The sequence below is a fragment of the Kitasatospora sp. NPDC093679 genome, assembly GCF_040683455.1.
Taxonomy (GTDB): domain Bacteria; phylum Actinomycetota; class Actinomycetes; order Streptomycetales; family Streptomycetaceae; genus Kitasatospora; species Kitasatospora arboriphila.
The window spans coordinates 1-11,745 of record NZ_JBFBDW010000098.1 but is presented as its reverse complement, the minus strand read 5'-3'; the positions used below and the strand labels follow the sequence as shown (position 1 = coordinate 11,745).

At 69.6% G+C, this 11,745-nt stretch carries 7 protein-coding genes and 2 pseudogenes; 3 read left to right on the top strand and 6 right to left on the bottom strand.

Features of this window, described 5'->3' with window-relative positions:
• Positions 1-214: 214 nt before the first annotated feature.
• Complete coding sequence (locus AB0O09_RS38050) at positions 215-1,369, bottom strand: methyltransferase (protein WP_363550224.1); 1,155 nt, start codon at positions 1,367-1,369, stop codon at positions 215-217.
• A gap of 589 nt (positions 1,370-1,958) precedes the next feature.
• On the opposite strand from AB0O09_RS38050, the pseudogene AB0O09_RS38045 reads away from it, so the two are divergent.
• Positions 1,959-2,207: pseudogene (locus tag AB0O09_RS38045) on the top strand (hypothetical protein); the annotation flags it as partial.
• 544 nt (positions 2,208-2,751) lie between these two features.
• On the opposite strand, the gene AB0O09_RS38040 reads toward AB0O09_RS38045, so the two are convergent.
• Together AB0O09_RS38040 and AB0O09_RS38035 are read right to left on the bottom strand one after the other, a co-directional pair.
• Positions 2,752-3,981 (bottom strand): IS21 family transposase, encoded by a 1,230-nt coding sequence (locus AB0O09_RS38040; RefSeq protein WP_363550221.1) that lies wholly within the window; start codon positions 3,979-3,981, stop codon positions 2,752-2,754.
• 766 nt (positions 3,982-4,747) lie between these two features.
• The gene (locus AB0O09_RS38035) at positions 4,748-5,416 is read right to left on the bottom strand and encodes a beta-glucanase (RefSeq protein WP_363550218.1); all 669 of its coding nucleotides are present in this window, start codon (positions 5,414-5,416) and stop codon (positions 4,748-4,750) included.
• Positions 5,417-6,225: 809 nt separating this feature from the next.
• Here AB0O09_RS38035 and AB0O09_RS38030 point away from each other — a divergent pair.
• Positions 6,226-6,654 (top strand): hypothetical protein, encoded by a 429-nt coding sequence (locus tag AB0O09_RS38030; protein ID WP_363550215.1) that lies wholly within the window; start codon positions 6,226-6,228, stop codon positions 6,652-6,654.
• A 233-nt stretch (positions 6,655-6,887) separates the two neighbouring features.
• Here AB0O09_RS38030 and AB0O09_RS38025 read toward each other — a convergent pair whose 3' ends face one another.
• A complete protein-coding gene (locus AB0O09_RS38025; protein WP_363550212.1) occupies positions 6,888-8,162 on the bottom strand; it encodes a glycosyltransferase in 1,275 nt (424 codons plus the stop codon).
• Positions 8,163-8,354: 192 nt separating this feature from the next.
• Complete coding sequence (locus tag AB0O09_RS38020; RefSeq protein ID WP_363550210.1) at positions 8,355-9,473, bottom strand: collagen-like protein; 1,119 nt, start codon at positions 9,471-9,473, stop codon at positions 8,355-8,357.
• Positions 9,474-10,322: 849 nt separating this feature from the next.
• On the opposite strand from AB0O09_RS38020, the pseudogene AB0O09_RS38015 reads away from it, so the two are divergent.
• Positions 10,323-10,777: pseudogene (locus tag AB0O09_RS38015) on the top strand (transposase); the annotation flags it as partial.
• A gap of 358 nt (positions 10,778-11,135) precedes the next feature.
• On the opposite strand, the gene AB0O09_RS38010 reads toward AB0O09_RS38015, so the two are convergent.
• The coding region (locus AB0O09_RS38010; RefSeq protein ID WP_363550208.1) for a pirin-like C-terminal cupin domain-containing protein at positions 11,136-11,745 on the bottom strand (610 nt) is incomplete at its 5' end.

Genomic DNA, 11,745 nt, shown 5'->3' with positions numbered 1-11,745 from the left:
GCTACCTCGCCGGCCTCCATCTTCGCGCCTCGATGATCTGGATAGACGACCTCGTACGACCGCCCAACTGATCACAACATCACACAAGCCCTAGTCACTTCCCCGTCCTCAACTCCCCACCGGACGGCCACCCCACGCCCGGAGCGATGAACGTGGTGCGCGACCCGGGTGAAGCGCAGGAGGTCGGCCCCGCCGCTTTCGCCTCCTCGCGCGATCACGCTCCAGGCGCCGGACCACCACCGGCCCCGGACTCCTTCCGACGCCCCACCACCGGATAGGCCCGCGCGACCAACACGCCCGTCGAGGAGGCCAGCCCCGTCGTGGAGACGTGACGCAGACCCGCGGCGGCGAAGAGCGCGCTGAATTCAGCCTCGGTGCGCTCCCGGCCCGGGTGCAGCGCCATCATGACGGTGTCCCGCAGCTTGCCGTCGTGGGGTGTGTTGCCCGCCGGCACGATCGCGTCGATCACGACGACCTGGGCATCGGGCGCCATCGCCCGCCGGATCATGTCGAGCAGGGTTACGCACTGCTCGTCGTCCCAGTCGTGCAGGATCATCGACAGCAGGTAGGCGTCCGCGCCCTCCGGCACGCCGTCGAAGAAGTCCCCGCCGACCAGGTCCACCCGATCGGCGACGCCGGCGGCCTCCAGCACCGCCTTCGCCCCGCGGATCACCGACGGCTGGTCGAGCAGGGTGGCCTGCAGCTCCGGGTGGCGGGGCAGGATCGTGGCGAGCAGATGGCCCTGCCCACCACCGACGTCGACCACCCGCCTCACGCCGGTCAGGTCACAGCTCTCCACCGCCACGGCGTGCACACGGCGCGCCATCTCACCCATGGCGTCGTTGAAGAGTTCGGCATGCTCCGGATGGGCGGCCAAGTAGGACCACCACTCCGTGCCGTGCACGTACGGGAACGCCGGGCGACCGGTGCGTACCGAATAGGACAGTGAGTTGATCGCCTGGAGCTTCTCGGGCATCCCCCAGAACCGGATCCAGGCCCGCACCGACCCGGGCACGTCGGCCCGCAGCGTCTCGGCCAGTGGGGTCAGGGCGAACGTCCCCGCCTCCACCTCCTGGAAGACACCCTGGGAGGCCAGTGCCCGCAACAACCGGTGCAACGATTGCTCGTGTGCTCCGCATCGGCGGGCAAGCTGCGAGACCGGCACCGGCCCGCCCGCCAGGATTTCCGCTATCCCGAACTCATCTGCCACAACGAGGAGTTGCGTGACAAGAGCGCCGTGCAGCAAGGCCATCATCCGTTGCTGCGCCTGCGGATCCGTCGGCCGGGGAGCCGTCCCCCGCGGGTGCTCGGCGGGGCCCTCGTGGGCCTTGCGCGGTCTTTCCTGGCCGTGAACCGTGAGGTTGTCCACGCGACTTCTCCCTGTCGTCAGTGGTGGTTGCCCGTATTTCGGGTGGGACGCCTGGAGTTCTCCGAGGGCGGCGCGGATCGGCAGTGCAGGGCCGGCGCCCGGATCGGGTGCCGCGCACGGGCTGCCCCTGCCGGTGCTGTTGTCGTCGACCGGCCCCCGCGGACAGCCATCGGTCCAGGATCACCGTCAGCTTGGCACGGCCTCCGGTGTCCCGCACTGCGCCGCGGTGAACCGTGCTCTCCGGCGCCGTGTTGATGAGTACTCGAAGTTCCGCACCCGCTCGCCCGGCGCCGCAGATCGTTGCCGACTGAAGGGAATGAGGACGGTTGGCGAGCGAGGTGCGAGGAGCCGCCCGACCCACTTCCGAGCAGGAGGTGGACACCTTCGCCGAGCGCCGGTGATCCTGCCGACCGCCGCAGCCATCACCGGCCGACGCATCGTCAGTCCGGCGGCCCAGCGCCGGTGGCAGCTCCCGAGCGCCGCCATTAGCGTCGGTGCGAGCCCCCGACGCCGCCGACGCAGGCCATCGGCCGAGCCCGCCGTCCGGCCCCCACCGCATCGCCCGAGCCACGAAAGCAGGTCATCAAGCATGCCCAGGCAGCGAGTCCACCACCTGGCCGCGGTCACCGCCGCCGCGACCTCGACCACCACGGTCCTGGCCGCGCTGGGTGCGGCGCCGGCTCATGCCGTCGGCCGGCTGTACGTGGTGCAGCCGGGCGAATCGATCCAGCGAGCCGTCGACTCGGCACTCCCCGGTGACACCGTCCAACTGCTCCCGGGCACCTACCCGGGCAGCGTCCGGATCACCACGCCCGGTCTCACACTCCGCGGCGCCGGTCCCACACCCGGAACACCGTCGACGGGAATGACGCCTCCGGCAACGCGCCTGCCGACCTGGTCGACCGTGAGGGCGACCCTTCCAACAGGTTCACCCTCAACCACTGCACCGTCTCCGAACCGGCCGGTCGGTGCTGACCCCACCGGAGTCCCCGCGGATCGGCCGATGATCGACTTCTCCTCCTGCAACAGGTCCAGCAGGTACTGGCCGCACCCGCCTCGATCAGCTCCTGCGGATCCGCTGGGCGAGCGCCCTGATCAACGCGATTCCGTCCGCCGAACGCAGTGACTCCATGAGGCGAAGCAGGTCGGACCGGACAGAGGGCCATCGCGCACCTCTCACTTCGACGAGCCCGCCCACTCGGAGAGTTGCGCGATGACTGCTGCACGGGCAGGGGTCACACCAAGAGCTCTGCTGCACCACTCGGCGGGACGTCGTCCCGGATCCGCCCTCGTTCGACCTACGGCGCTCCCGCGCCGCAGAGGATCAGCACCGATCACGGGCGGGTGCCGTCCCGTTGCCGGACCCGGGTGCGCCCTGCGGGTCAGCAGCGAGTTGCGCGGGCGTGCAGGAGGGCCTCCGTGGAGGGCGGGAAGCGCGTCCTGCCGTTGCACGGTGTGCGGTCGCCCTGATCGCGGCCTTCGAGGTGTTCGAGCGGAAGGGGTTGTGCGGGGCCGCCGACGATTCGGCCGGCGCCACGGGGTGCGACGGTGTGACGAGCGACGACGGCTCCCCCGGTGGTGGAGACCGACAGGTGGGACTCGTCCAGCCGCCAGGCGACTTCGACCGTGGTCCCGACGAGGCCGGAAGGCACCGCGTAGTGGTTCCCGCGGAAGGGGACGAGGTCGTGAGGAGCGACGGTCCGGGCGACCCGGATCGTGGCGGGGAACGGAGCCGGAAGCCGCCCGGACCCGCGCCTCCCGGCATCTCCCACGGAGCCACCGGATTCCGAGTGCCGTGAGTCGAGCCAGGCGGCGAAGTGGTCCAGACTCTCCTGTGCCGTGTGGAGACGTGTGTCCGGACGGATGGTACGCCACCAGAAGTCCTCGATGGGGCGCAGTGGGTCGGGGGCGGGAGGGGACGCAGTGGCGGAGCGACGTGGGCCGGTGCCGAGTTCCACGCCGTAGTGTCTGGCCACGTGGAGGAGTCCGGGTCTGACCGCGCCGTCCGTGTGGCAGATCGCCGCCGGCACCGAGTCGAACCACCAGTAGCGGCCGGTCCGGCCCAACCGTCTGAGGATCAGGTCGATGGCTTCGACGAGCTGGGCCGGTTGCTCGTTCTCGGCCAGGGCCGCCCGCCAGGGTCCGCTCGCCAGGGAACCGATCAGGATGTGGGCGTGTCTGCCGGCTCCCCACGATGGTGGGGGGTCGGGCAGTTTGAGCCAGCTGAAGCGCAGCTCGTCGCCGGAAGACGATGTGTTGCCGGGGCCCTGGCTCGCGACGGTCCATCGGCACTGGGTGCAGGCGGGTCGCAGGTGGTACCTGCGTAGTGCCCGGGTCAGCGTCGAGTAGCCGCCGCGGTAGCCGAGTTCGGCGATCTCCTTGAGAAGGACGGTCGCCTCCAGATGCGGGTCGTCGCGCAGCCGGTCCCGGCAGTACGGCGCGAACTGGCCGAACGTGTCCTGCGGGGAGTTCCTGACCCCCGGGGTCCGTCCCCCGAGGAGGTAGGACCTCAGGGTCTTGCGGTCACGGCCCAGAGACCTGGCGATCGCCGAAAGCGACCAGCCTTCGCCGTACAGTCTCCGCGCCTCCGCGTATTCCTCTCTGGTGAGCACTAGCACCTCGCAATCCGGCCCACGCCACGCAGGCACTGAATTGATGACACACAAGGAGGCCGGAAATATAGCATGCGACGGCGGCGCAACACGCGGATAAGGGGCGCCCTGTACGAATCGCCGCGCGCCTCTGAGTAGTTTCGCCGAGCACCTTGCACCATCTTCGCGCCAAGTTCGGGCAATTCGATTTCAGGACCCTCGGAGAAATGTTTCTGCACGTCCATTTCAGTGATCTTCTGGGTAATTTCGTTCAGCCCCCTGCCGTGGAGCGTGTCGACGGAGGGTCACCGGAGCGCGGGGCGCCGTGGGCTCCCTGGCCCGGAGGTGGCGGCACAGCGGTGGCTATGGGTGGCGGCCGGGGAGTTTCGGGAGCGCCCTACCGCAATTGTCTCGGCCCGCCCTTCTGTCCGCTAACGGAATTCCCCGGAGCCGGTATGAATCCCTGCCGCGCCGCGCGCCGATCTTCGCCGCCTCAGGGAATTTCGTCAAGCATGGGGGATGCCGAGTATTTAATGGAGCCCGTATGGTGCGCAACCCTGTACGGAGACGGTCTCTGGCAGGGCGGGAAGCCGATTCGTCGGCACGCGCGGGTGCTGCCCGACCACTGCCGGTAGTTGCGGCTGCGCGGGATGCTGCCGGCGCCGTCTCGGGCGGCCTGCTCCGCATTCGTGGACGGTGCGACCCGACCGGGGCTCAGGTCCGGGCGCCAGGTGGCCGGCCCGGTCGCGGGGTGCGCCCGAACCGGCTCCGGCCCGGATCCGGCCGGTCAGCGCCACACGCGGACGTAGTCGGCCGAGAAGGTGAACGGGTTCGGACCCGTGGGGGGCTGGTGGTACCTGCCGGCCTCCACGGACAGGTTGAGGATGAGGTAGGCGGCCCATCCGCTGCCCGTACCGGCGTTGTCGGAGAACACTTTGACTCCGTCGACGTACCAATCGTTGCAGTCCTCCCCGTAGTGGACGCCGACCTCCACCCAGTCGCCCGGGCGGACGACCGCTGCGTCACGATAGGAGAAGGCGGCGCGGCGGAGGCCGTTGGTGAGTTCCAACAGGTCCGGATTGTCGGGGTGGTACTCGAACGAGTCGATCTCGTTCGTGCCGTTGTACCACGTCCACAGGGCGGGCCAAGCGCCGGCGGCGGACGGCAGCTTGACCCGGGTCTCCAGGTAGTCCCCGACGCGGACCATGAAGCCTTCGGCGGACCCCTCGGTGGTGAGGAGCCCGGTGGTCCAGGACCGCTTCCCGTTCTCCAAGGTGTGCGAGCCCGGCCTCGCGGTGAAGGTGGCGACGCCGTCCGCCACGGTGACCGCCGACGGGCTGAGCCAATCCAGTTTGTCGTCGCCCGGGTTGTGGTTCCCGTACCGGTAGGCGCTGGTGGAGCTGCCGATCCAGCGAGTCCCCCACCGGACGGGGCCGTCGAACTCTTCGTCGAACACCAGCGTCCTCCCGTCCACGGCGGCCCCGGAGCACGCCGACGCAGCCGCGTCGGCAGGTCGGCCGTCCTGCACGGCGCCGGCAGGGCCCGCCACGGCGAGAGCGAGCAGTGCAGCGGAGAAGGTCACCAGGCAACGGCCCGGCCTGGATATGGCGGAGGTGGAGAACATGAAAAAACTCCCTCGAGCAGCTGGTTCGGACCCACCGGGGCGGTGCAGACCGTGCAGGCCGAGCCGCGGTCGGTGCGGATGGAACAGCAGAGCAGCGGGGATTTCAGGATCCCTGTCGTACTGTCGGCGCCCGGGCCGAGCTCCAGCTGTTCGTCATTCAGACGTTCATGCCGCTCTCGCCGGTGTGTCAACTGATCCGTGGCGGCGGGATGAAAGCCCCGCACACGCGCTCTCAAATCTCTTCGGATCGTCGAGGGTTGAATCATCCGGGCACGTGGTGAGCGGCGGCCCGAGCGGCTCGGCGCGCCCGTTGGGGACGAGGGAAATTACCCAGATGGTAGAGATCAGAAGCACCGTGAGATGTGCCACCGCCCTGATGCGGTCCGAGACTTCGCTGCAGGGGGAGGGGCCACCCGGGGCAACCCGCTTCGAAGGCGGGAGCGGCCGCGATCGTCCGCCGACTGAAGGACCCTCCAGGCATCGAGCCCGAGCGGGGCGCCAGTTGAGGGCTCCGGGTCGTCGCGCTGTGAAGTCGACAGTGCACTAAAAGTTGCGACCTGCAGGCGGCCGGTCGAGCCTTGCAGAGCGGACGCCGACCATCGGCGTCCCTCAACACCCCTTAACCAGAAAGAAATTGCACCATGCGATTCAGTCCTGTTCTTCGCGCTGCCGGCGTCGCCTCCGTCATCGCCGTCCAAGCCGTCCTCGTCGCGCCCAGCTGGGCGGACGCCGCGGTCCCGGCCCCGTCCTCGCTCTCGATCGCCGGTGCGCAGATCTCCGCCGTGGACCCCACCGAGCTCGATGTCGACCTCACGGTCACCTGCACCGTCGGGGAGCAGCACTCCGTCTTCGTCACTGCGCGGCAGCTCGGTGCGGCGACGATCCCCGTGTGGGGCTGGGCGACCACGGACGTGAACTGCACCGGCGCGCCGCAGACGGTGACCGCCAAGCTGACCGCCGAACCGACGGCCCCGGTCGCCGCCACTTGGCAGGCAGGACCGGTCGACGTGTTCGCGGTACTCGAATGCAGTCCCGCCGCTGAGGCCCAGGCGCAGATCATCCTCACCTGACGGCTTCCTCCCGCGGCCGCTCCCACCGAGAAACGGGAGCGGCCGCGGGAGCCGCACGTCGCGGGCCGAACCGAGGTCGGTGTCCGACCGTCTCCTCTTCAAGGTCCCCCGGCGTCCATGGTGACTGCGGTGCGAACTCCTCAGTGCAGCACGTGTCAGGGAGGAAGGGTCACGAGGCCGAGTTGCCGGCTGTCCTCGATCGGCAGCAACGGATCCGGCTGCAGCGGGAAGCCTCAAACCAGCAGCAGACCGCCACAGCGTGGTGCTCCGTCCTTGACCGCGATCAGATTGGCCTGGACGTAGGAGATGTCGTTCTTCTTGTGCCAGTCGCTCGGGTAGTACGTGACCAGCCGCGACGTCTGGAAGCGGGCCTCGATCTCCGGCACGAACACCCGGTACTGGTCGTCGGTGTAGTACCAGAACGAGTTCTCGTTGTAGAAGGCGACGTGCGTCGGGTCCTGGTACGCGCCCCGGCCGTCCGAACTCGGGGTGAGACTGATCAGCATGCCACCGGGCGCCAGCAGTCGGAAGAGCTCGTTGATCAAGGGTACTTTCGCGGGCACGTGCTCCAGGAAGTCCACCGCGCGCAGCAGACCCACCGAGGCGTCGGGCAGTTCCACCCGACCGGGGAGTTGCGCGACGATGTCCACACCGTCTCCCGAGTACTGGTCCAGGCCCAGGTAGCCGGGAGGCTTTCGGTGCGCCGCGCCGAGGTCCACCGCCAGCAGGCCCCTGCGCCTGGTCCAGGCGAGGGCGTTCGCCTCGATGTACTTGTCGTACAGGGCCACGGTCTCGCGCTGGATGTGTGCGTTGATCTCCGGGTCTCGCTGGGTGTTGCCCGGGTGCATGCGCTGCAGGTACAGGCAGCGGGGGATCAGGACGAACTCCCCCTCCTGGAAGAGCCGGCACATCAGGTCCTGGTCGTCCAGCACGGTGCGCGTCGCGTCGTATCCGCCGACACGTTCATAGGCGTCCTTGCGGAAGGCCCGGACGTGGTTCGGCGCGTACCAGATGTACGACACGTTGTGCGGGACCGGCGCCATGGCAACGGCCTGCAGCAGCGAACGCCCGTCGACCGTCACCTCCTCGTAGCGCCAGCCGTGTGCCTCGTTGAAGCGGGTGTCGTCCCGGCTGCCGTCCTCGGAGATCTGCGCGGTGTTGCTGTAGGCGAAGACCGCCTCGGGGTGCTCGTCGAACGCCTGGGCGAGGGACCTCAGGCAGTCCGAGGCGAGGAGGTCGTCGTGGTCGAGCTCCACCAGGATCTCGCCGCGCGCCAGCTCGCAGGCGCGACGCTTCGCCGCGCCGACGCCCGTGGCGTCGTCGGCGATCTCCACCCGGACACGGGCGTCCGGGTGCTCGGGGCGCCATCGTGCTCCGTTGTTGAGAAGGACGATCCACTCCCAGTCGGACCAGGTCTGTGCCTTCAGCGACTCGAGGCACTCGTCCAGGAAGCGCGGCCGGTGGCTGGGGGTGAAGACGGAGAACCTCGGAGCTGCGGATGACGTCATCTGTTGATACCTGCCTGAGAATCATGGAGAACTCTGACGATGTGACTGTTCGGACAGGGCGGCCCGGACGCGCCGTGTTCCGGTGGACCGTTGTGCCGACGGTTCCCCGGGATCTGGCCTGCCCCGGGGAACCGTCGTGCGTTGGCGGCCATGGCGCTGGACTGGCCAGCCGCTGTCACCAACTGTCGGGCACTACGCTGAGCAGATCGCGAACGCGGTGGGTGTGGCCGTGCCGTCGGTCACCTGCACCTGCCATCCGGTCGCCGGCGAGCCACCGACGGGACCGTCGAACACGACGGGTGTCCCACCCGAGTTCGAGTACCCGCCACCGATCGCGAAGGTGCCCACCGGGCAGCTCGCCGTTGCGACACCCTGGGCGCCGACCGCCGTGACGACGGTGCTCTGGGCCCCGCTCGGACCGGCGGTGCCCTGCGGACCCTGGGCACCCAGGGCGCCCTGGGCGCCCACCTCGCCCTGCGGGCCCTGAGCGCCGAGCGCGCCCTGGGCACCCACGTCACCCTGCGGGCCCTGCAGGCCGAGGGCGCCCTGGACGCCCTGCGGACCCTGAGCGCCCAGATCACCCTGCGGGCCCTGAGCACCGAGGGCACCCTGGGCACCCACGTCACCCTGCGGGCCCTGAGCGCCGAGGGCACCCTGGGCGCCCACGTCACCCTGCGGGCCCTGCAGGCCGAGGGCGCCCTGGGCGCCCACGTCACCCTGCGGACCCTGGACACCCACACCGCCCTGTGCACCCTGCGGACCCTGCGCGCCGAGCGCACCGACACCGCCCTGTGCACCCTGCGTGCCCTGCGGACCCTGCGCGCCCAGGTCGCCCTGCGGACCCTGAGCACCGAGGGCACCCTGGGCACCCACATCACCCTGCGGACCCTGCGCGCCCAGGTCGCCCTGCGGACCCTGGGCGCCGACATCGCCCTGCGGACCCTGCGCGCCCAGGTCGCCCTGCGGACCCTGGGCGCCGACATCGCCCTGCGGACCCTGAGGACCCACGTCCCCCTGCGGGCCCTGAGCGCCGTGCATCGGCCACCAGCGGGAATCCAGGGTCCCCCACGGGTCGTCCATGGATCTGTCGCTGGCCGCAGGCAGCTGCCTGCCCTTGAAAGCGAAGTCAGCACTCAGAGCACCGTGCGGTCCGGGGACCGTCGCGGCATGGACGGGGCGGGTAGCGGACTTCTCGATCGTCCCGGCCACCGCGTCCGTTGCCGAGGCGATGTTGACGACTGCGGAGAGCGTGCCCATGGAGAGTACGGCCATGGTCTTGATCCGGGACTTTCGAAGTGATCGGCGATTCATGCAGCATCCTTCCTCTGTGTTGCGAATTGCGGCCCAGAGGGCCCGGGAACACTCGGCGGACAGGCGCACCTCATACCTCGCCGCTCATCCCGGGCCGCGTCGTGACCGGCGAGCCGAGCGCGGACGATACCCATCACAGTTCGGCCGAGCGAATCTATCGGTATCACCACGAACTTGGCTGTTCACCAACGGACATGCCGTCCCATCGGAAGACATTCCAAAGCGGCCATCCGCTCACTGAATATGACCAGCCCGCGGAACTGTGAATTCCTTCCGGCAACCTCTTGCCTGAAGCCCTTTCCGCTGCGCCCTTTTGTGCTGCTGTCAACTACATTCCGCCGAGGCCGAGTTCACGTCTCAGGAATGTCCGGATCGGACAAGCGGGTCACCCTTCAAGCCGAGGGTGCGAGCGGCGAAAAGGCGACTGATGGGATCGGTGCTCGCGCCGCACGCGTCGCAGACCCCGACGAACTCCTCACGGGCGAAAGCACGTTCGTCGACCGCGTGCATTCCTGCGTCGGCGGCTGTGCGCAGGCCGTCGAGAAAACGCGAACGGGTATGGTCCCACCACCCGGTCGCGCCCCGAACCGTGTCCCGATCGGAAGTACCAGAGTAGTGGTCCGGCACCCGCGAGACGCCGCGGCGAACGCCGGCCCGGGCCTGACCGACGGCTCACTGCGCCAGTCGGCCGTGTGTACCGGTGTCATGGCGCTCTCCACACTGCCCCGGAACCGCGGACACCCCGCCTTCGGATGTGCCCGATCGGGGTGGGCCCACAACACTCGTCTCTCCCCGAGTCCGGACCCGGACGCGGGCTGGCGCCCCGGGTAAGGTGGTGCGTCACTCGGGTTGGCGGGGTTGCACGGGCGGTTCGCGCACCGGCTCGCGCGGAGTGAGTCGCGGGAGTCGGCGCTGGCCCACATGTGAGGGCTGCTGGCGCCTTGGAGCGCATGAACGGCTGGACGGTGGCCGAGGAGGCCGGCCGTAGCGGACCGGACCGGATTCAGCGGCTGCTGAACCGGATCGACTGGGGCGCGGACGGGGTGCTCGACGACATATGCGAGTACGTGGTCGAGCACCTGGCCGACCCGGGCGGCGTCCTGATCGTGGACGACACCGAGTTCCTGAAGAAGGGCGTGCGGTCGGCCGGCGTTCAGCGGCAGTACTCCGGCACCGCCGGCCGCACCGAGAACTGCCAGGTCGGGGTGTTCCTCGCCTACGCGGGCGAGCGGGGCCGGACGTTGATCGACCGGGCGCTCTACCTGCCGAAGTCCTGGACGGACGACCGCGAGCGTCGCCGAGCCCCACCGTCCCGGCGAACACGTCCCGCCACATGCTCCGCCACCCCTTTCCCCTCGTCACCCCCGCCACCGCGGTCGCCCAAGCAGAGTGCCCACGACTGACGGCATCGCACCGGCGTCCGGATCAACTACCCAAAGGCAATCGTCTGACGATCGGTCAGGATAATCGGCAAAGGGTCAGCATCAATCCGCTCAGACCCTGTCGCGCCAGCCCGAACACGAGAACCCGTCCTGCGGAAGCTGCGCGTCGGTGAAGTGGTGGCCACGGCGCCGAGGGATCTTGGTTTCTCGGCGCCGTGGGGCCTCCACCCTTGTCCGGCCGTCCTTGACCGAAGGTGTAATCGGTGGCTGTTTCCGCAGTTCAGCGCACCCGGCCGCGAGGCTTCAGCGGGGTCGCGGGCAGCTGCGGGGCGTGCAGCCGGGCACCGTCGTAGCCGTGCACCACGCCGAAGCGGGTGCCGGTCTCCCAGTCGTTTCGGGCCCGTGCGATCTCCTCACCGGATCGGCCGATGAAGTTCCACCACATGACGAGCTCCTCCTCGAAGGGCTCACCGCCGAGGAGCAGGACCGACCCGTCCGTGACGGCGCGCAGCGGGAGTTCGCGGCGGTCGGTCCCCAGGTAGAGCATCGAGCCGGGCTCCAGCCGGACGCCGTCGACCTCGGTGAGGCCGCTCATGGTGAGCACCGCGTACTCGAAGTGGGGCTCGACCGGCAGACGGACCTCGGTGCCCTCGCGGAGCGACAGGTCGGCGCCGACCAGCGGGGTGTGGATGGTGCCGGGGGAGCGGGCGCCGTCCAGTTCGCCGAGGATCACCGTCGCGTCGAGGCCGCCGCCGAGGTCGGTCACCCTGGGCAGGTCTGCGTGGTGTTCGAAGCCGGGTTCGGTGTGGCGGTGGGCGTCGGGCAGGGCGACCCAGAGCTGGGCGCCGTGCAGCAGCCGGGCGTGCTCGCGCGGCGATTCCTCGGAGTGC

Bases quoted from the DNA above. Each gene is read 5' to 3' on its own strand.
- AB0O09_RS38030 (WP_363550215.1), top strand. From the start codon at position 6,226: ATGCGATTCAGTCCTGTTCTTCGCGCTGCCGGCGTCGCCTCCGTCATC.
- AB0O09_RS38025 (WP_363550212.1), bottom strand. From the start codon at position 8,162: ATGACGTCATCCGCAGCTCCGAGGTTCTCCGTCTTCACCCCCAGCCAC.
- AB0O09_RS38020 (WP_363550210.1), bottom strand. From the start codon at position 9,473: ATGAATCGCCGATCACTTCGAAAGTCCCGGATCAAGACCATGGCCGTA.